19 protein-coding genes are annotated in these 19,242 nt (G+C 45.5%); 9 read left to right on the top strand and 10 right to left on the bottom strand.

Annotation, left to right across the window (positions count from 1 at the left end; translation table 11 throughout):
- Nucleotides 1–173 precede the first annotated feature (173 nt).
- The 3 genes from ACOGW3_RS26280 to ACOGW3_RS26270 form a co-directional block, all read right to left on the bottom strand.
- Nucleotides 174–1,115 carry a DnaJ C-terminal domain-containing protein gene (locus ACOGW3_RS26280; protein WP_419905627.1) on the bottom strand — a complete coding sequence of 314 codons (942 nt, stop codon included), beginning with the start codon at nt 1,113–1,115 and terminating at the stop codon, nt 174–176.
- Between the two features lie 281 nt (nt 1,116–1,396).
- Nucleotides 1,397–4,192, bottom strand: a complete 2,796-nt coding sequence (locus ACOGW3_RS26275; protein WP_419905626.1) for a response regulator — start codon at nt 4,190–4,192, stop codon at nt 1,397–1,399.
- Nucleotides 4,182–5,150 (bottom strand): 6-bladed beta-propeller, encoded by a 969-nt coding sequence (locus ACOGW3_RS26270; protein WP_419905625.1) that lies wholly within the window; start codon nt 5,148–5,150, stop codon nt 4,182–4,184. The genes ACOGW3_RS26275 and ACOGW3_RS26270 overlap by 11 nt, the downstream gene beginning before the upstream one ends.
- A gap of 245 nt (nt 5,151–5,395) precedes the next feature.
- Here ACOGW3_RS26270 and tnpA (ACOGW3_RS26265) point away from each other — a divergent pair, with 245 nt between their 5' ends.
- Complete coding sequence (gene tnpA / locus ACOGW3_RS26265; RefSeq protein ID WP_419901154.1) at nt 5,396–5,830, top strand: IS200/IS605 family transposase; 435 nt, start codon at nt 5,396–5,398, stop codon at nt 5,828–5,830.
- 128 nt (nt 5,831–5,958) lie between these two features.
- Here tnpA (ACOGW3_RS26265) and ACOGW3_RS26260 read toward each other — a convergent pair whose 3' ends face one another.
- A complete protein-coding gene (locus tag ACOGW3_RS26260; RefSeq protein WP_419905998.1) occupies nt 5,959–6,309 on the bottom strand; it encodes a low temperature requirement protein A in 351 nt (116 codons plus the stop codon).
- 180 nt (nt 6,310–6,489) lie between these two features.
- Between ACOGW3_RS26260 and istA (ACOGW3_RS26255) the strand changes: the two genes are divergently transcribed.
- Both istA (ACOGW3_RS26255) and istB (ACOGW3_RS26250) read left to right on the top strand, forming a co-directional pair.
- The gene (istA, locus tag ACOGW3_RS26255; RefSeq protein WP_419901087.1) at nt 6,490–7,998 is read left to right on the top strand and encodes an IS21 family transposase; all 1,509 of its coding nucleotides are present in this window, start codon (nt 6,490–6,492) and stop codon (nt 7,996–7,998) included.
- On the top strand, nt 7,995–8,807 hold the full coding sequence (gene istB / locus ACOGW3_RS26250; RefSeq protein ID WP_419901088.1) for an IS21-like element helper ATPase IstB: 813 nt from the start codon (nt 7,995–7,997) through the stop codon (nt 8,805–8,807). Before istA (ACOGW3_RS26255) ends, istB (ACOGW3_RS26250) begins: the two co-directional genes overlap by 4 nt.
- A 23-nt stretch (nt 8,808–8,830) precedes the next feature.
- On the opposite strand, the gene ACOGW3_RS26245 is transcribed toward istB (ACOGW3_RS26250), so the two are convergent.
- Nucleotides 8,831–9,592 (bottom strand): low temperature requirement protein A, encoded by a 762-nt coding sequence (locus tag ACOGW3_RS26245; RefSeq protein WP_419905624.1) that lies wholly within the window; start codon nt 9,590–9,592, stop codon nt 8,831–8,833.
- Between the two features lie 154 nt (nt 9,593–9,746).
- Here ACOGW3_RS26245 and tnpA (ACOGW3_RS26240) point away from each other — a divergent pair, with 154 nt between their 5' ends.
- From tnpA (ACOGW3_RS26240) to istB (ACOGW3_RS26230), 3 genes are all read left to right on the top strand, one after another.
- Complete coding sequence (tnpA, locus tag ACOGW3_RS26240; RefSeq protein WP_419901154.1) at nt 9,747–10,181, top strand: IS200/IS605 family transposase; 435 nt, start codon at nt 9,747–9,749, stop codon at nt 10,179–10,181.
- Between the two features lie 451 nt (nt 10,182–10,632).
- Nucleotides 10,633–12,141 (top strand): IS21 family transposase, encoded by a 1,509-nt coding sequence (istA, locus tag ACOGW3_RS26235; RefSeq protein WP_419901087.1) that lies wholly within the window; start codon nt 10,633–10,635, stop codon nt 12,139–12,141.
- On the top strand, nt 12,138–12,950 hold the full coding sequence (gene istB / locus ACOGW3_RS26230; RefSeq protein WP_419901088.1) for an IS21-like element helper ATPase IstB: 813 nt from the start codon (nt 12,138–12,140) through the stop codon (nt 12,948–12,950). Before istA (ACOGW3_RS26235) ends, istB (ACOGW3_RS26230) begins: the two co-directional genes overlap by 4 nt.
- A gap of 7 nt (nt 12,951–12,957) precedes the next feature.
- On the opposite strand, the gene ACOGW3_RS26225 is transcribed toward istB (ACOGW3_RS26230), so the two are convergent.
- The 3 genes from ACOGW3_RS26225 to ACOGW3_RS26215 all read right to left on the bottom strand — a co-directional run bounded on the left by ACOGW3_RS26225 (nt 12,958) and on the right by ACOGW3_RS26215 (nt 15,078).
- Entirely contained in the window at nt 12,958–13,176 is a 219-nt protein-coding gene (locus ACOGW3_RS26225) for a hypothetical protein (protein ID WP_419905623.1), read from the bottom strand.
- Nucleotides 13,177–13,233: 57 nt separating this feature from the next.
- Complete coding sequence (locus ACOGW3_RS26220; protein ID WP_419905622.1) at nt 13,234–13,515, bottom strand: hypothetical protein; 282 nt, start codon at nt 13,513–13,515, stop codon at nt 13,234–13,236.
- A 387-nt stretch (nt 13,516–13,902) separates the two neighbouring features.
- A complete protein-coding gene (locus ACOGW3_RS26215; protein WP_419902857.1) occupies nt 13,903–15,078 on the bottom strand; it encodes an ISL3 family transposase in 1,176 nt (391 codons plus the stop codon).
- 107 nt (nt 15,079–15,185) lie between these two features.
- On the opposite strand from ACOGW3_RS26215, the gene tnpA (ACOGW3_RS26210) reads away from it, so the two are divergent.
- Nucleotides 15,186–15,620: an IS200/IS605 family transposase gene (tnpA, locus tag ACOGW3_RS26210; protein WP_419901154.1), complete on the top strand. Its 435-nt coding sequence runs from the start codon at nt 15,186–15,188 to the stop codon at nt 15,618–15,620.
- A gap of 69 nt (nt 15,621–15,689) precedes the next feature.
- Here tnpA (ACOGW3_RS26210) and ACOGW3_RS26205 read toward each other — a convergent pair whose 3' ends face one another.
- The gene (locus ACOGW3_RS26205) at nt 15,690–16,523 is read right to left on the bottom strand and encodes a LysR family transcriptional regulator (RefSeq protein ID WP_419905621.1); all 834 of its coding nucleotides are present in this window, start codon (nt 16,521–16,523) and stop codon (nt 15,690–15,692) included.
- A gap of 318 nt (nt 16,524–16,841) precedes the next feature.
- Nucleotides 16,842–17,309: an RT0821/Lpp0805 family surface protein gene (locus ACOGW3_RS26200; RefSeq protein ID WP_419905620.1), complete on the bottom strand. Its 468-nt coding sequence runs from the start codon at nt 17,307–17,309 to the stop codon at nt 16,842–16,844.
- 289 nt (nt 17,310–17,598) lie between these two features.
- Here ACOGW3_RS26200 and pdxH point away from each other — a divergent pair, with 289 nt between their 5' ends.
- A complete protein-coding gene (gene pdxH / locus ACOGW3_RS26195) occupies nt 17,599–18,204 on the top strand; it encodes a pyridoxamine 5'-phosphate oxidase (protein ID WP_419905619.1) in 606 nt (201 codons plus the stop codon).
- A gap of 86 nt (nt 18,205–18,290) precedes the next feature.
- Nucleotides 18,291–19,241 (top strand): cation diffusion facilitator family transporter, encoded by a 951-nt coding sequence (locus ACOGW3_RS26190; RefSeq protein WP_419905618.1) that lies wholly within the window; start codon nt 18,291–18,293, stop codon nt 19,239–19,241.
- The last annotated feature ends 1 nt before the right edge of the window (nt 19,242 follow it).

Here is a 19,242-nt window from a genome sequence, read left to right as displayed (position 1 = left end):
CATGGCGCGACAAATTTGGCGTCAGTTTTTGACGCGTGTTAAGTAATTGGGCCTCTATTTATGCGCTCAGGCGCTCATATGCAAGGGCAGCCTAGACGAAAGCTGCCTCAGGCCCGCAGTCTGAATGAAAATTGGTAAGACCGATAAACGGGATTGTTTGATGAAAGTACTCTTTAATCAAACAATCCGGTATCTTTTCGTGGATCATAGTCTTTTGATTTAGACCAGCCACGTAGGAAATCGCGCAATTCTTTGTCGGTCTCGTTTGGCAATGTTACCTGGAGGCGGATGAGTTGGTCGCCGCGGTTATGGCCTTTTATGTCATCGATGCCTTTGCCTTTAAGACGCAGGATTGTTCCTGTATTGGAATCAGCTGGTATTTTAACCTTAACCTTGCCTGTCACGGTTGGAACGGTGAGCGTTGTGCCCTCCACGGCTTCCATGAGTGTAATAGGAAGGTCTAGGTGAACGTTGTAGCCTTTGCGGGTAAACATCGGATGTTCTTCGATCCGAATTTCAATATTAGCATCCCCATTAGGGGCGCCGCCCTTACCCGGAAGGCCTTGATTTTTAAGTCGTAGAACCTGTTTGTCGTTGGTACCGGGGGGGATGGTAATATTCAGGGTTTTTCCATCGGCCAGATTGATGCGTTTTTTGGCGCCTGCCGCTGCTTCGACAAAATTAACGCTGCATTCGTAACGGACATCACTTCCCTTGCGTTTGGGGACACGGCCTGGGCCGCCGCCTGGGCCACGTGGGTTTCGTTGTCTTCCACCAAACAAGTCGGAGAAAATATCCCCGATATCCATTTCCTGGCCAAAATCAAATCCACCTGAAGCTTCGCCACGTGGGGCGCCTTGATGGGTATAGCCACCATGGAAAGGACTTTTGGGTTGACCCGTGGCATCTATCTGCCCTTGGTCATACTGCTGTTTTTTCTTCGCATCCCCGAGAATGTTATAGGCCTGTGATACCTCTTTGAACTTGTGCTCAATAGCCTTGTCGTCCGGATTAAGGTCCGGGTGGTATTTTTTGGCGAGCTTACGGTAGGCAGCTTTAATCTCTGCGTCTGAAGCAGTCTTGCTGGTTCCGAGGATTTTGTACAGGTCTTGCATTTATAGGGTGATACTCATTTTATCGTTACAGGTAGCTCTCAAGACATAGTCACTTATGATAGCTGATGCAAAGCTAATGTAGTAAATTAAACATGAGTTTAAAAGGGGCTAAGCCATGTCGCTCTTTTCAGTTCAGCATCTTGTTCTTGTGATGAAATAAAGCTGAGCCCTTACAGAGTAACCTATGGCCCTTAAACATGGAGTTAAAGACAGCGAAAACTTTATAGCCAGATCAGGGGGCTTGTATTTAAGGGAGGTAAGGACTGAACCGGCTAACGATACTACTCAGCCATCTGTGTTAATATTACCTCGGCCTCACAGGCGCTTTGGGATAGGCCCTGAACCAGCTGTTCGATATCATCGGTTCGACCTTCGTCACAGGCTTTCATCATCTCACTGGCCTGCCTTTCCATGCTGACAACATACATGGATCCTGACATTCCTTTTATGGTATGAGCATCAAGTTTAACCGTGTCATAATCACCGTCTTTAATGCTTTTCCTCAGGCGGTCCATCATTCCTGGGAGTTCGTTTAGATAATCCTTTAACAATCCGTTGAAAGTCTCTTTGTCAAAGAAGTCCATCATATCCTTGAGCATCGCCCGATCAACGATGGCGTTTTCTGTGCTATTTTCTGCTTCGGTATTGTCATGGGGTATTTGAACTTCAGGTTCTTGGCCGTGGCCCCAATGAGAGAGGATATCCGACAGTTTTTTTCTGTTGAGTGGTTTAGACACATAATCACTCATGCCGACATCGATGAACTTTTGTTTGTCGCCTTTCATGACATGAGCGGTAGCGGCAATGATCGGTATGTTTCGGCAATGGCTATTCATTTGGCGGATTTGCCGGGTGGCTTCCAAACCGTCCATTTCCGGCATTTGAATGTCCATCAGGATAAGGTCGTAATGATTTCCCTGCGTGGCGCTGACGGCTTCCTGGCCGTTCTCTGCAATATCCACCCGATGGCCCATCCGTTTCAGAAAGCCGAGGGCGACATCGCGGTTGGTCCGATTATCTTCGGCCAGTAGAATATACAGAGAAATATTTTGATTGCTATTGATAGGATCATTCGTTTGAGAGGCAGGTGGGGCATCGACGCAAAGACCGAGAACATCTGCAATTTGGTCAAACAATTCAGCGCGCCTGATGGGCCTGACCATAAAGCCGTTAAACCCTTTTTCCTTGGCCCATTTTTCCTCTCCCGGTTTTTGAGCAGAAGAAACCAGGATCAGCTTCAATCCGGCAAGATCGTCATCGCTTCTTATTAATTGTGCGAAATCAACGCCGGAAATTTTGGGCATGCAATGGTCCGTAACAACCACGTCGAAACCAGTCCCCTGATTGATATGAGAGCGCACCAGATCTATTCCTTCAGCGCCACTGGCGGCGATATGAACCTGACATCCGATGGAAGACAGATAGGAATGAAACACACGGCGGTTGGTTTCATTATCATCGATGACCAATACAGATAGTCCCGCCAGTTCTTTGTACCGCATATTGAAAGGAATGCGCTCCTTGGTGCTTTTGGGAAATGTAAGTTCAAGCCAAAAGGTACTGCCCTCGCCAAGAGTACTCTCCACACCGATCTCACCCCCCATCAAGTTCACGAGTTTGTGGGTGATAGACAAGCCAAGACCTGATCCTTCGTAGCGTCTTTCCAGGGATGAATCAGCCTGGGTAAAATCGTCAAAAATATGGGGGATAAAATCTCCTGGAATGCCAATACCAGTGTCTTGAACCTCGATGCGAAATTTAACCTTGTGATCACTATTTTCCAGAACTGTGACATCAATATTGATCATGCCGTGATCGGTGAATTTAATGGCATTCCCAACAAGATTATTCAATATTTGGCGCATACGGTTGGCATCACCTTCAATGGCCACAGGGCTGCCAGGCATAATGTAGGATCCCAGCTCGACCCCTTTTTTTCGCGAACGCGCACTGAGAATTTGCAGGGTTTGCTCTACGAGTTCATCGAGGTAAAAATCCTCCTCCTCCAGTTCAAGCTTGTCGTCGCCAATTTTTGAAAAATCGAGAATATCGTTCAATAGTACGAGTAGGGAGCGTGCAGATTCCAGGATTGTGTTGGCCCGGCTCTTTTGGATGGTTGTCAATTCTTCATCCATTAAAAGCTCGGTCATACCAATCACTCCATTCATCGGTGTACGAATTTCATGACTGATCGTTGCAATGAAATCTGCCCTGGCTTTCTCCGATGCTGTTGCCTTTGATAATGTGTTATTAAAGGCACGACCGAGAAGGCTAATTTCATCGTTCCCTGTTACGTCAACACGTTGCGAAAGATCACTAAAGGCCCCAATGTTTGTAATTTGATCGGTAAGTCTGCGGAGCGGGTGTATTACTGCCCGGCTTAAATGGCTCAGAGTTAACAATAGAACTCCTGCACCCAGGATGGAAACAGAGATGATGGTTGTAAAAGTTATAATTTTTAGCTGTGCAATTTCTGCATCTAAGTTGGCTAGGGCATAGCGACGTTGATCATTGGTACGTTCTATAAAGACTTGGAGAATCTTACCAGCGGGTTCCAAGTTTAGCTCGGTTAGCGTTTTGGCTTTCTCTATATCTCCTGCCATCATTGTTGCAATAGCCGTAAAGAAATCATCACGGTATTGATAGACGATGGACTTATGTTTTTCCGCGAGCTGTAATTCTTCTTTGAGATTCCACTTCTCTGCATGAGCAATTAAGCGAGAAAAACTGGATAACATGTTCTCACTCAGAGCCAGTAATTCACGGGGATTTATATTCTCTAATTGCTCATGATCTCCTTGATGAAGACCAGTTTGAGTTTTATGTAGCACAGTTTCAAAATAGGCGAATTCAATCGATTGCTCTAACAAAGCTTTATTCTGGTGCTCTTTTTGATCTATTTGTAGGAAAAAGAAGACTGTCACGCTGAGCAATAGTACCAGAGTACTCACAATAATGGTAAAGATGGTGTAGATCCTTGCCGTTATGGTCAGTCCGCTTACATTTATTTGGGGAATGTTCAACAAAGCTAACTCCCTGTGAAATCGAGAAAAGTTGGTTGGAAATTCATTCCCCAAAATCCAGGATACGGAACTTTTGGATCCGATTGTTACCCGTATCCGCGACATAGACATAGCCGTCATCATCAACAATCAGGCCATGAAGATTGGAGAATTGACCCTGCGCCAGGCCTTCTTCGCCCCAGATATATTTCAGTTCATGATCTTTGTTGAAAACCTGAATACGGTTATTGCCGAGATCACAGATGTAAATGTTGCCAAATTTGTCAAATGCGATGCCCGTTGGGTTGCGGAACTCCCCTGGTGCCGTTCCTTCCTTTCCAAAAACACTGATTAGTTTGCCGTCCGGGGTGAATTTTTGGATGCGATTATTGCCGTAATCGGTAACATAAATAGTGCCATCAGATGCATGTTTGGCAGCTTCCGGGCGTTTCAGGTTTTCAGCATTCTGACCAGGACCGCCGAAGACGAATTGAAATTCTCCATCCAGATTAAAGGTGCTGATACGGTGATTACCAGCTTCCGCAATATAGATTAGTCCATCGGGTGTAACGGTCATAAATTCGGCTTCGATGGTTTGGCCTTCTTCCTTGCCGGGACCTGAAAATGTCTTAAGCAAATTATGGTTTGTATCAAATTTGTGGATATATCCGGAAAGGTAATCTCCACCATAGATGTTACCCTGGGTGTCAACGGCGACGCCTTCAGGTTTTTGAAAGCTATCACGATCATTATTGAAGGTGTCGATTTTAGATAGAAATTCTCCATCGGGGCTGAAGATTTGAACATTCGATCGTATAGCGTCAGTGGCCAATAAATTGCCAGAGGCATCCAGGGCGAAATCCTCGAGATAGAGAAACTGTCCATCGCCATTGCCTTTGCTGCCCCACGCGGACACGAATTCGACCTTTTGGCCAAAACCAAAAAATGACGCTTTTGCGCTAAGCATGACGCCGCCGATGGCTAGAATTACAACGATGGAAGTTATGAGGGGAGTTTTTTTGTTAGCGAGCATAGCTTAACGATCTCCTGCAGAAATCCAGAGAAGATAATTATCCCTCATAACGGTAAATTTATAATTAATTACACGTTATGCGATAGTTGAGTGTCCGCGTCACCGAAACAGTATACAGAGATACGTCGGTCTATTAATTTAATCCGGTAAACCCCCGGCTATGCCGGGGGACTCTCAATGGTTTGACCGTTACCACGGTCTTACATTTCTTTGTTTATTGACCAAAATAACAAAGGAATTAGCCGATGAGAGATTACAAAAGCCTTGCACATACGAGATGGGATTGTAAATACCACGTGGTTTTCATCCCTAAACGCAGGCAAAAAGTTATCTATGGCAACCTACGTCAGTATCTTGGTGAAATTTTCCATGAACTGGCCGGGCATCGCGAAAGTAAGATTGAGGAGGGCCATTTGATGCCGGATCACATTCACATGTGTATCAGCATACCGCCCAAACATGCTGTTTCAAAAGTCGTTGGATACCTAAAAGGAAAAAGCGCGATTGCCATAGCTCGAAAATTCAAAAATAAAGCACGGAATTTCAAGGGTGAAAATTTTTGGGCCCGTGGATATTTCGTCTCAACTGTAGGGCTCGATGAACAGATGGTGAGGGAGTATATCAGAACGCAAGAAGAGCGTGATAAGTACTTTGACCAAATGGATATATTCAATCCATAACCGCTTTAGCGGTTCCCAATTTGCCCCTTTAAGGGGCTCACCCGCTTAAGCCCCCGGCTTTGCCGGGGGTCATTTAACTAAATTCCTGTTTGGGTTTTAAGTTTTCACTCTGCTGTTGAGGCTCTCGACTACATAAATAACAGCATCTCGTAAAATCGCAGCAAAGCAGCTGAATAAATTACAGAGATAGATATGAAAAAAACTATCATTGCAATTCTCTGGGCCCTGGAAGAAAGAATTTTTTTGCCATAACAAAGAAAAAAGGAGGCCAGGAAGGTAATAACACCAATTGTCGTCAACAAAGTTTGTTGAAGAGGGTTAAGTTCCCCACTTATTGAGAAGCTAATTGCAACCGATAAAGTTGATAGGGCGCAATAAATACCTAAATGGCCATATAAAATTCTTTGCCCGGTACCTAACTCTTTACCAATTGCTTTTTCTTCGTGGGTTTCAAAATATAACCACCAAACTGCACAAATTGTTCAGCGACAATAACCTTGGCCGGTTGCGACAACCACCTTGGCCGGTGGATCTGATCATTAAAAAGGGCGTGCCCGTTTGATAATCAGATCCACCGGCCAAGGCTTAATTTGGTGTTAGTTACAAGCTGCTGTGAGTTGATAAATTAGGAACCTCTAGATGTAATTGGAGGAACCTGTTTGCCGTATAAATTTATCACAGATGAACAACTGAGACTTTACATGACAGATAGAAAAACTCATGGTCAACGAACCGCCGCTGCCCGCGCAGGGTTTAGCGAACGCACGGCCCGCCGATTTGACGTTGATGCGACTTTACCGTCACAACGCAATATAAAGCGAGGGCGAACAGTTTCTGATCCGCTTGAAGATATCTGGGATAAGGACATCCTTCCCATTTTGGATAAAGACAACTCGGTCAAACCCATTACTTTGTTGCGCCACATACAGAGCCTCTATCCGCTCCGTTTTCCCGATGACCGTGTCAAGCGCACGTTAGAGCGCCGAGTTCGGGGATGGCGGGCTCTGAATGGCCCTGAAAAGGATATCATTTTCAGGCAAACACCTGAGCCGGGTTACATGGGCCAATCAGATTTCACGGATGCAGCCGACTTAAGTATTACCATTGCAGGAGATCCTTTGGTGCATCGGCTCTATCATTTTGTTCTGGTATATAGCCGATGGGAACATGTTGGGGTCGTACTTGGCGGTGAGAGTTTTACAGCCCTTGCGGAGAACTTACAAAATGCGCTTTGGTCCTTGGGGGGCGCTCCTGAAAACCACCGGACCGACAGCCTGTCTGCGGCCTTTCGGAATTTGAGCGTTGAGGAAAAGGAGGACATTACCAAACGTTATTCTGCTTTTGTTGAGCACTACGGTATGGAGGCCAGTCGAAATAACAGAGGGGAATCACACGAGAACGGTGCCATTGAATCTCACCACGGTCACCTTAAGACTGCGATAAAGCAGGCCCTGATTTTGCGTGGCAGTAATGACTTTGACACTTTGGATGAGTATCGGCGATTTTTGGACGAGCTGATTGCTAGACGGAACAAACATCGTGACCAAGATATCCAAACAGAGTTGAAATCTCTCAAGGCGTTACCTCCTCGGCGAACAACAGATTACACTGAAGTCGTGTCGAGAGTTACCAAAACAAGTGGTTTTTTAGTTAAGCAGGTTTTTTATAGCGCCCCTTCTCGCCTAATTGGTCAACGCTTGCGTGTCCATATTTACGATAACCGGATAGAAGCCTATCTAGGCAGCACTCATGTCGTCAGCCATTCTCGTGAGCGGGGGCACGGCAAAGGCCCCCGCATTCATGTTATCAATTATCATCACGTCATTCATGCTCTCAAACGTAAACCTCAGGCACTCGCCAATTCTATTTATCGTGACAGTATTTTTCCAAGAACCGAGTACTCCCTGGCCTGGACATTGTTTCAGAAAAAGTTGTCCCGCAGAGATGCGTGTCGTCAGATGGTTGGGATACTTTTCCTTGCGCACGAAGAGGCTTGTGAGGCCGAAGTCGCGCACCTGATTTCGAGAGAAATCAATGCAGGAAGGCTACCTTGCGCAAAAAAACTTAAGCTGAATATCACAAAAAAGAACACGGATTTACCTCCTGATATTCCCGTGGTTCAACCTTCATTATCAGTCTTTGATACTCTGTTGGAGGATCGGGCATGACAAACATTGAAGTGGATCAGCACAAGCTGCCTCTTATGCTAACTGACTTACGATTACCCAGCTTTCACAAACACTGGCAAGATATCGCAATCCAATCCGACAAGGAGGGCTGGTCAGCAGCCAGGTTCCTTGCCGTTTTGGCCGAATATGAATTGGCCGAAAGGGACACGCGACGCATTCAACGCCATCTCAACGCATCAAACCTGCTGGGCGGAAAAACTCTGGCCACTTTTAACTTCAAGCGGCTGCCTAACGTGAAAAAGGCGCAGGTCGAAGCCTTGTCTGCCGGTGACTGGATTGACGCAAGAGCAAATCTGATTGCCATTGGAAATTCAGGGGGAGGAAAAACTCATCTCCTATGCGCCGTAGGTTATGCTCTTATAGAGGCTGGATACCGTGTGCTCTATACGCAAACCAGTGATCTGGTGCAAAAACTCCAGGCTGCCAGACGTGAACTTATGCTCGAAAACGCCCTCGCAAAACTCGATAAATTTGATCTCATCATTCTCGATGATATTACCTATGCACAAAGGGATATATCTGAAACATCCGTGCTCTTTGAATTGATCGCCAGACGATATGAGTACCGAAGTATTGCAATTGCTGCCAATCAACCTTTTAGCGGATGGGACAATATTTTTCAAGATAAGGCCATGACCGTTGCAGCAATCGATCGTCTTGTTCACCACTCAACCATTCTTGAGATGAATATCGACAGCTACAGACAATGGGAAGCCGCCCAAAATCTCAAAAAAATGTTGCGGAAAACCACAAACAAAAAGGTGAAAAATATGCCTGAAGCATCGTAAATAAACGTCAGATCACAGCCGCATCAAAAGCGGCCAAGGTGGTTGACGCAACCGGACAAAGTGGTTGACGCTCTACAACAAATGGCGATAAATCCATTAATCGCCATAAATGGTGTCGATAGTATCCAGGTAAGATCACCAAGCTTTGTCGCAATAGCAATAACCGTTTCTCCCAGAAGAATTATCGTCAACAACCCAAATCTTTCGGGCATGTGATGAGAGTTCACTGAGATAAGTTTTAAGGTTTTCCTGCAAAGAAATGGTGTAAGGATTTCGATCAAAATCCCTGAATATAACCATAGATAGCGAAAAGGAGGGTCCACAAAAATAGATGTGAAGCTTATGGTTAGGCCAATAGAAAAGCCTATACCTAAGTGTTTACTAATGGGAATGGCTTCAGGCATTAAAGAAGAAGCACGTGCGTACATGAGGATAAGTAATATTCTGATTGCTAAATATGAAAATAAAAAACCATGATAATTTCGGTCGAAGTCGGGGCTAATGAAGGAGGTAAAAAAGACTACCGCGAGCATTTGCACTAAAGTCAAAAAGCGTTGAGTGGTATCCTCTGTATCAAACCGGGTGGCAAACATTGTGTGGCCCGTCCAAGCCCACCAAATAGGTATCATAATGAGGACAAAAATTCCAAGTTGAGACCAGTCTAGGTGTCCTTCATGGAGGTGTGAAAGGACATGCGTTGCCTTGGCAATTGCAAATACAAACACCAAATCGAAAAATAGCTCCATCCAATTGGCATGCTTTATTGTTTCAAGCTTAGGGCTCATGCTCCAACCTCAATTCAGTATGATTTCCTGAGAAAAGAGAAGTTAATTTAATCCGGTAAACCCCCGGCTATGCCGGGGGACTCTCAATGGTTTGACCGTTCCCACGGTCTTACATTTCTTTGTTTATTGACCAAAATAACAAAGGAATTAGCCGATGAGAGATTACAAAAGCCTTGCACATACGAGATGGGATTGTAAATACCACGTGGTTTTCATCCCTAAACGCAGGCAAAAAGTTATCTATGGCAACCTACGTCAGTATCTTGGTGAAATTTTCCATGAACTGGCCGGGCATCGCGAAAGTAAGATTGAGGAGGGCCATTTGATGCCGGATCACATTCACATGTGTATCAGCATACCGCCCAAACATGCTGTTTCAAAAGTCGTTGGATACCTAAAAGGAAAAAGCGCGATTGCCATAGCTCGAAAATTCAAAAATAAAGCACGGAATTTCAAGGGTGAAAATTTTTGGGCCCGTGGATATTTCGTCTCAACTGTAGGGCTCGATGAACAGATGGTGAGGGAGTATATCAGAACGCAAGAAGAGCGTGATAAGTACTTTGACCAAATGGATATATTCAATCCATAACCGCTTTAGCGGTTCCCAATTTGCCCCTTTAAGGGGCTCACCCGCTTAAGCCCCCGGCTTTGCCGGGGGTCATTTAACTTGCTCAAAATTGTTCTTTTGTCGATCAAGTTTGGGCTAAATATCAATATCAAAATTTTGATAACTGCCGTTGCTTGGAGGTGAGATAGAAACCTCGCCTCCAAGCTGAATAAGTTTTATATTGCAGCTACTGGCGCTAGCTTCTCCCCATGGCTTTGACGCTCATCTAAAATCTCGCGCGGATACCCCGTCCTGTTCAGCGACAATAACCTTGGCCGGTTGCGACAACCACCTTGGCCGGTGGATCTGATCATTAAAAAGGGCGTGCCCGTTTGATAATCAGATCCACCGGCCAAGGCTTAATTTGGTGTTAGTTACAAGCTGCTGTGAGTTGATAAATTAGGAACCTCTAGATGTAATTGGAGGAACCTGTTTGCCGTATAAATTTATCACAGATGAACAACTGAGACTTTACATGACAGATAGAAAAACTCATGGTCAACGAACCGCCGCTGCCCGCGCAGGGTTTAGCGAACGCACGGCCCGCCGATTTGACGTTGATGCGACTTTACCGTCACAACGCAATATAAAGCGAGGGCGAACAGTTTCTGATCCGCTTGAAGATATCTGGGATAAGGACATCCTTCCCATTTTGGATAAAGACAACTCGGTCAAACCCATTACTTTGTTGCGCCACATACAGAGCCTCTATCCGCTCCGTTTTCCCGATGACCGTGTCAAGCGCACGTTAGAGCGCCGAGTTCGGGGATGGCGGGCTCTGAATGGCCCTGAAAAGGATATCATTTTCAGGCAAACACCTGAGCCGGGTTACATGGGCCAATCAGATTTCACGGATGCAGCCGACTTAAGTATTACCATTGCAGGAGATCCTTTGGTGCATCGGCTCTATCATTTTGTTCTGGTATATAGCCGATGGGAACATGTTGGGGTCGTACTTGGCGGTGAGAGTTTTACAGCCCTTGCGGAGAACTTACAAAATGCGCTTTGGTCCTTGGGGGGCGCTCCTGAAAACCACCGGACCGACAGCCTGTCTGCGGCCTTTCGGAATTTGAGCGTTGAGGAAAAGGAGGACATTACCAAACGTTATTCTGCTTTTGTTGAGCACTACGGTATGGAGGCCAGTCGAAATAACAGAGGGGAATCACACGAGAACGGTGCCATTGAATCTCACCACGGTCACCTTAAGACTGCGATAAAGCAGGCCCTGATTTTGCGTGGCAGTAATGACTTTGACACTTTGGATGAGTATCGGCGATTTTTGGACGAGCTGATTGCTAGACGGAACAAACATCGTGACCAAGATATCCAAACAGAGTTGAAATCTCTCAAGGCGTTACCTCCTCGGCGAACAACAGATTACACTGAAGTCGTGTCGAGAGTTACCAAAACAAGTGGTTTTTTAGTTAAGCAGGTTTTTTATAGCGCCCCTTCTCGCCTAATTGGTCAACGCTTGCGTGTCCATATTTACGATAACCGGATAGAAGCCTATCTAGGCAGCACTCATGTCGTCAGCCATTCTCGTGAGCGGGGGCACGGCAAAGGCCCCCGCATTCATGTTATCAATTATCATCACGTCATTCATGCTCTCAAACGTAAACCTCAGGCACTCGCCAATTCTATTTATCGTGACAGTATTTTTCCAAGAACCGAGTACTCCCTGGCCTGGACATTGTTTCAGAAAAAGTTGTCCCGCAGAGATGCGTGTCGTCAGATGGTTGGGATACTTTTCCTTGCGCACGAAGAGGCTTGTGAGGCCGAAGTCGCGCACCTGATTTCGAGAGAAATCAATGCAGGAAGGCTACCTTGCGCAAAAAAACTTAAGCTGAATATCACAAAAAAGAACACGGATTTACCTCCTGATATTCCCGTGGTTCAACCTTCATTATCAGTCTTTGATACTCTGTTGGAGGATCGGGCATGACAAACATTGAAGTGGATCAGCACAAGCTGCCTCTTATGCTAACTGACTTACGATTACCCAGCTTTCACAAACACTGGCAAGATATCGCAATCCAATCCGACAAGGAGGGCTGGTCAGCAGCCAGGTTCCTTGCCGTTTTGGCCGAATATGAATTGGCCGAAAGGGACACGCGACGCATTCAACGCCATCTCAACGCATCAAACCTGCTGGGCGGAAAAACTCTGGCCACTTTTAACTTCAAGCGGCTGCCTAACGTGAAAAAGGCGCAGGTCGAAGCCTTGTCTGCCGGTGACTGGATTGACGCAAGAGCAAATCTGATTGCCATTGGAAATTCAGGGGGAGGAAAAACTCATCTCCTATGCGCCGTAGGTTATGCTCTTATAGAGGCTGGATACCGTGTGCTCTATACGCAAACCAGTGATCTGGTGCAAAAACTCCAGGCTGCCAGACGTGAACTTATGCTCGAAAACGCCCTCGCAAAACTCGATAAATTTGATCTCATCATTCTCGATGATATTACCTATGCACAAAGGGATATATCTGAAACATCCGTGCTCTTTGAATTGATCGCCAGACGATATGAGTACCGAAGTATTGCAATTGCTGCCAATCAACCTTTTAGCGGATGGGACAATATTTTTCAAGATAAGGCCATGACCGTTGCAGCAATCGATCGTCTTGTTCACCACTCAACCATTCTTGAGATGAATATCGACAGCTACAGACAATGGGAAGCCGCCCAAAATCTCAAAAAAATGTTGCGGAAAACCACAAACAAAAAGGTGAAAAATATGCCTGAAGCATCGTAAATAAACGTCAGATCACAGCCGCATCAAAAGCGGCCAAGGTGGTTGACGCAACCGGACAAAGTGGTTGACGCTCTACACCGTCCTTTAGGTCGGGGAGGAAGCGCGGCCTTTCTTTACGTTGCCACCGATTGGTGGTAGATTGCGTTTGAAACAGTGATAACCAAGCTGTTTCGCTTTTACCCAAACGGCGGTGGAACACACCGTTGCTGGACGTGGAGGGTAGCACTGGCTCCCCTGTGAAGCGTCAACCTGACGGGCTAACCGCCCCGAAAATCCCCTGCTTTCAAGCGGGGGAAGGTGTTAAGGATGTTCTTTCCAACAATGGATGGTCGGGGTATACGGCGAGAAGTTCCGGGTAGGTAAAGCCAGAAAAGCTTTCCGTTTCAACCGTTGTAATCGTTGTCGGTACCTCAAATGTCTTTGCAGCCTTAGCCAAAGCTACGACATTATTTTTTAAAACCTGTCGGTCAATGCTTTGAACCCCAAAGGCCATTTGTGGTTGGTGATCAATAAAAATTAGTTGAGAGTTTGCCGGGGTTAGTAGTTCAAGTTTTGTATCTGACATATTTTCCTCTGAAATTCTGGTAATAATTGGTTTTGACAAATTTATTGGGGTTAATTTTATAGGGATGTTTCGGACAGCAGAAATCCCTCGTCAGCGAAGGCATAACAGTGAGAACCTCCACATTGTTACCCCTAGCTTTAGAAGTATTTTTGCCGTGCCCCCAAAAGGTCGTAACGTCGTAATTAGATTAGTAAAACACCAAAAGATATTCGTCTAATTCGTGTTTAGCATAGGCAATATGAATCAAATTCATATTGCGGGGGTGCTTAAGAAGGAGGGGGTTTGAGGGCGAATAAATATTGAATAGACTGAAAGTTATTTAATATTGTTTTTGTAAAACATTGTTTTATTGATCTTTAAGGCACTTCTCCGCTTTGTTGAGTAGATTTAGGATTTCAAATAGAGCATAGATTGATTATCTGGAATGGATGATTGTCTAATTTTGAGTTTGAAGTATTCGGTATCCTTGATGCCTCTGGCTCGCTTACGGATCATTCCTATACTGACATTACCAGCCTCTATCCTGGCGCTTGTGAGCTTGTGTTTGGCGTAGTTGCAGATGCCCACACAATGTTTCCGTAGGGATTTCGCGAACTTTTTTAGATAGAGCATCTGTGACTGATCTGCTATCAGGCACCAACGTTCCAGTTGCTCCGCCATCGCCTCAAATGAAGCGGCACTCCACAGCAGCTGAAGCTGTTCTTTCAAGACGTAAAGTGCATTCAGGTTGCTATTGCTCTCCAGCAACCTTTGCAGCTTGTCACTTTGTTTTTCACTCAACTTATCCGCATTTTTGAGCAACAGATAATGTGTCCCTTTCATCAACTCTTTACCACTTGGATCGGCCTTTCTGAACTCAAGTCGACGCTGATTATGGATAGCTTTGCTGTAGTTTTTCATGACGTGGAAACGGTCAAATACTATGTCGGCCAACGGCAAGGACTCTCTGACAGCCTTTTGGTAGGCAGGCCCCATATCCATCGCTACGGCCTTTATTTTGCAGGCTGTATCTGGTTGCAGTTGTTTCAAAAACCTTGAAAAAACCTCGGCAGTTCGGCCTGCTTCAACCCAGATCAGATGACCGCCAACCATATCGTAGACCACCGTCATGTAGTCATGACCTTTCGCCCGGGCAACTTCATCTACACCAATATATTCCAAGCCAGTTAGCTCTGCAGGATCAAGCGTAGGGAGAGTTTCAATAAGGTATGCCCTGTCGATATTCTTGACCGTTTCCCATCGTATATCCAAATGTCTGGAAACCGCTTGAATAGACATATGCCGACATAATCCACTGATCAGTCGGCAAAATCGGTGAGTGAAACGGCACCCTTTATCAACAAAATCACACCCCTCAATGCGGCGTTCGCCCTTGTTAATATAAACCTGCGCCAGCTCAATCTCGACCACACAAGGATACCCAAAAAGGGGGATGTCGTTTACTTGTCGGCGGACATGCTGGTTGATGCTTCCCTTCTGGCCTGTAGCAGGGTCTATAGCCCTCCTACGCGCGTCTCGGCTGCAGTGAATGACAATCTTAACACCGCCGTCATCCAGTTTAATTTAATCCGGTAAACCCCCGGCTATGCCGGGGGACTCTCAATGGTTTGACCGTTCCCACGGTCTTACATTTCTTTGTTTATTGACCAAAATAACAAAGGAATTAGCCGATGAGAGATTACAAAAGCCTTGCACATACGAGATGGGATTGTAAATACCACGTGGTTTTCATCCCTAAACGCAGGCAAAAAGTTATCTATGGCAACCTACGTCAGTATCTTGGTGAAATTTTCCATGAACTGGCCGGGCATCGCGAAAGTAAGATTGAGGAGGGCCATTTGATGCCGGATCACATTCACATGTGTATCAGCATACCGCCCAAACATGCTGTTTCAAAAGTCGTTGGATACCTAAAAGGAAAAAGCGCGATTGCCATAGCTCGAAAATTCAAAAATAAAGCACGGAATTTCAAGGGTGAAAATTTTTGGGCCCGTGGATATTTCGTCTCAACTGTAGGGCTCGATGAACAGATGGTGAGGGAGTATATCAGAACGCAAGAAGAGCGTGATAAGTACTTTGACCAAATGGATATATTCAATCCATAACCGCTTTAGCGGTTCCCAATTTGCCCCTTTAAGGGGCTCACCCGCTTAAGCCCCCGGCTTTGCCGGGGGTCATTTAACTAGGGAAAATTTGACATCGGGAAGTGAGACTGGGGGGGCGAGGAGAGTGATTTCGCTGGTTTCGGCAAAAGGGACCAGGATGCTATCAGCGCAAGTTGTTATTAAATATGAGCCAGGAAGAATTTGAGGTATCAGCAAATAGTGTGGGATAGTTGCTTTTATTTCGCGTTGTTTGCCAATCAATTCCAAGCTTAAATCAACCTGGCCCTGTGATACGCCGTCCACAGAAATTTGAAGATGTGGATTGGATAGGAAGGATTCTAGTGTGAAGGGCGTATCTAGCGCGGGATTTTTATTCCACATGGCACATAAAAATTTTTCAGACAGAATAACTTCTTGCTCAAGGTTCTGATCAACATCTTTAACGTTCCCAAGCACGACACAATCCAGTTTTCCCGTGCGTAACATCTGGCATCCACTTAATTGAGTAACATTGTGGACATTGATCGTAGCGAGGGGAGCTTCCGCTCGAAATTTTTTAATCAATTGAGGCAAAAACATGAAGGCCGTACCATCGGATAAGCCGATGGCAAAATTGCGATTAGATAGAATGGGATCAAAATCCAGGAAATTGTCGAATGCCCCTTGAAGATCAGCAAGTGCAGAAGAAATTGACTTTGCCAACACCAATGCACGGGGAGTTGGTTCCATCCCAGTGGATGTGCGTATAAAAAGTTCATTAAAAATTTGGCGAAGTTTTTTTAGGGAATGGCTGATTGCCGATTGGGACCTACCCACTTTGGATGCCGCACGGGACACTTGGCCTTCGTTCAGCAGAGAATCAAATACCAAAAGTAGGTTTAGATCAAGGCTACGCAAATTCATTAAATGAAGCTCTTAACTGGTTTGGGCTATTACTTAAGACGTAACAGGTTACAAATATTTAACTACCATCCACTGTCGTATTCTAGTGTGTATTTAATTTCCTGCACCTATAAATTAGGTGAATTCAACACGAAAGCGTAAACAGGAGGGTAATGAAATTAACCTCTATGGTTCGTTCATCGTATTGTGAAGCTATAAATTGGTTTTCTGAGAAAAATAAAAGCCCTAACCGAGGGGTTAGGGCTTTTTAATAAGTGCATTTTCAAAGGTCAGATTAAATATGAAACTTTATGTTTAGTCTCTATATTATCTCAAATCTTATTGGATCTCCCAAGAACCATCAGGCTGGCGACAGGCTGTGCCGTAGGCTTCTTCTGTTTTGCCACCGATAACCACTGACTGCTGGTATTCGCGGCAATATTCACCGGCAGTTGATGTGCCGTCACGTACAGGAGTTACGGTCCCAGAATTACCTGAATCAGGGTTGTTCCAGGCAATGGTTTGACCGACAGGGGCTGTTTGAGCCTGATTATAGGCGGTATCAGCTTGGCGTTTGTCTTCGTCGTCCATATAACGGCCGACTTCACTACCGATGAAACCACCGATGACAGCACCAGTTGCTGCCGCAACGACTTGGCCTGTGCCTTTACCGAATTGAGCGCCGAGAAGACCGCCGGCAATTGCACCGCCTAGACCGCCGACAGTTTGTTTTACGCCGCGATCATTTGAGCAGGCCGCCGTTGTGAAAACGATCAACAAAATTGCTATGCTTGCCTTAAAATTCATGGTCTTGCTCTCTTTTGTGCATTTTGCAGTATGTGTGCTGGAATTCAGACTTTATCATAAGTCTTGTTCTTACGCCCAGCCTTACCTAAATCTGAATAATTGATAGAACTTAATTGAGGCAGTTTTATGGCTCTAGGGCTATTTTTGTGTTCTGTTATTTTCAAGTTTTTGTGAAATTTGTAAACATGCCGCAGTGTACACTGTTGTCACTTATTGTACTATCTGATAGGCATTTTTGTACCACCTGTTCATTTCCAATTGTTCCACCTTTAAAAGGCCGGTAACCATTATGATCCGCGACACGACACCTTCTGATCCATACGACGTATTTGATGTATGGTTGAAAGAGGCCGAAGAAAAAGAAATTAATGATCCAACCGCGATGAGCCTGTCTACGGTCGATGAGACCGGAATGCCATCCTCTCGCATGGTGTTGTTAAAGGGCTGGGATCATGAGGGTTTTGTTTTCTATACCAATTTCGAGAGCCGCAAAGGTGAACAGCTTTTGGCTCATCCAAAAGCAGCGCTGCTGTTTCATTGGAAATCCGTCAGACGTTCTATCCGGATCGAGGGCATTGTTGAGCAGGTGACTGATGCTGAGGCCGATGAATATTTCGCAAGTCGGCCGAAGCAAAGCCAAATCGGAGCCTGGGCCAGTGATCAGTCCCGCCCTCTCGAAGGACGATTTGAATTGGAAAAAAGAGTAGCAAAGTACGCCGCAAAATATGGTTTGAGTAAGGTTCCACGCCCCCCGCATTGGTCTGGATTTCGGGTCCGTCCTTTGCGGATAGAGTTCTGGCAGGATGGGCCTTTCCGTTTACACGATCGCCTCGTTTATAGTGCTTTATCTGATGGTGAGCCTGGTAAGTGGAATACGGAACGCTTGTTCCCGTAACATTTCGGGACGGTTCCCCGTTATAATATTCAGTCTATAATACCCAGTTATAATAATCATATGTATCGAATTTTCGGCTCTCTCAGATGAATGCAGGACAAGCAGGCCATAGAGAACGAACCGCTCTCTTAATGAAGCGGGCGGCTTATGCTGCGGTTCTTACGGCGTTGATCTTGATTGCGGCCAAACTCTCAGCCTGGGCTTATACCGGGTCTGTATCCATTTTGACGACCCTGGTTGATTCTCTACTTGATGCCGGTGCTTCCCTTTTAAATCTTTTGGCGATAAGTCACGCGTTGACCCCCGCAGACAATGAACACCGTTTTGGCCATGGGAAAGCTGAAGGCCTCGCCGCTCTGGCACAATCGGCATTTATTACGGGTTCGGCAATTTTCTTGGTTCTGGAAGCAGGGCAACGGCTAGCTGATCCCCACGAGGTATCCAACACGGGTATTGGTATTGGGGTGATGGTTTTTTCTATTCTGATGACCTTTGCCCTAACCCGCTATCAAAATTATGTGGTCAAGCAAACCGGATCTGTCGCTATTCAGGCAGATGCGCTGCACTATTTTGGGGACATCGTAGTAAATCTATCGGTGATTATTTCACTGTTGATCGGGCATTATTTCGATATGCCCTGGGTGGATCCGGCTTTTGCTCTGGCAATCTCGTTTTATATTCTTACCTATGCATGGAGCATCTTTAAAAAAGCGCTTGATATGCTGATGGACAGAGAGCTTTTGGATGACGAGCGCGAGAAGATTGAAACGTTAATTCTTAATCATGCCGAAGTTCTCGGTGTTCATGATCTACGGACCCGGGTTTCAGGCCCAAACCTCTTTATTCAGTTTCACTTAGAACTGGATGGTCATATTAGTTTAGCCCATTCCTATGCTATTGCTGAGGAAGTTGATCAGAAAATCTGTATGCTTTATCCCCATGCAGAAATAATCGTTCTACAAGAGCCGTATGGGATAGAGGTTCGCAAAGCTATTCGCCGCCAAAATAATAACGGGCAAGGTGGCAAGGAGAAGTAAA

It is taken from the genome of Kiloniella sp. (assembly GCF_965205715.1).
Classification (GTDB): domain Bacteria; phylum Pseudomonadota; class Alphaproteobacteria; order Kiloniellales; family Kiloniellaceae; genus Kiloniella.
The sequence above is the reverse complement of the archived record's forward strand: the minus strand, read 5'-3'. Positions and strand labels throughout refer to the sequence as shown.

Excerpts from the sequence above, each read along its gene's own strand:
- ACOGW3_RS26280 (WP_419905627.1), bottom strand. The coding sequence starts at position 1,115 with ATGCAAGACCTGTACAAAATCCTCGGAACCAGCAAGACTGCTTCAGAC.
- ACOGW3_RS26270 (WP_419905625.1), bottom strand. The coding sequence starts at position 5,150 with ATGCTCGCTAACAAAAAAACTCCCCTCATAACTTCCATCGTTGTAATT.
- tnpA (WP_419901154.1), top strand. The coding sequence starts at position 5,396 with ATGAGAGATTACAAAAGCCTTGCACATACGAGATGGGATTGTAAATAC.
- istB (WP_419901088.1), top strand. The coding sequence starts at position 7,995 with ATGACAAACATTGAAGTGGATCAGCACAAGCTGCCTCTTATGCTAACT.
- ACOGW3_RS26245 (WP_419905624.1), bottom strand. The coding sequence starts at position 9,592 with ATGAGCCCTAAGCTTGAAACAATAAAGCATGCCAATTGGATGGAGCTA.
- tnpA (WP_419901154.1), top strand. The coding sequence starts at position 9,747 with ATGAGAGATTACAAAAGCCTTGCACATACGAGATGGGATTGTAAATAC.
- istB (WP_419901088.1), top strand. The coding sequence starts at position 12,138 with ATGACAAACATTGAAGTGGATCAGCACAAGCTGCCTCTTATGCTAACT.
- ACOGW3_RS26220 (WP_419905622.1), bottom strand. The coding sequence starts at position 13,515 with ATGTCAGATACAAAACTTGAACTACTAACCCCGGCAAACTCTCAACTA.
- tnpA (WP_419901154.1), top strand. The coding sequence starts at position 15,186 with ATGAGAGATTACAAAAGCCTTGCACATACGAGATGGGATTGTAAATAC.
- ACOGW3_RS26205 (WP_419905621.1), bottom strand. The coding sequence starts at position 16,523 with ATGAATTTGCGTAGCCTTGATCTAAACCTACTTTTGGTATTTGATTCT.
- ACOGW3_RS26200 (WP_419905620.1), bottom strand. The coding sequence starts at position 17,309 with ATGAATTTTAAGGCAAGCATAGCAATTTTGTTGATCGTTTTCACAACG.
- pdxH (WP_419905619.1), top strand. The coding sequence starts at position 17,599 with ATGATCCGCGACACGACACCTTCTGATCCATACGACGTATTTGATGTA.
- ACOGW3_RS26190 (WP_419905618.1), top strand. The coding sequence starts at position 18,291 with ATGAATGCAGGACAAGCAGGCCATAGAGAACGAACCGCTCTCTTAATG.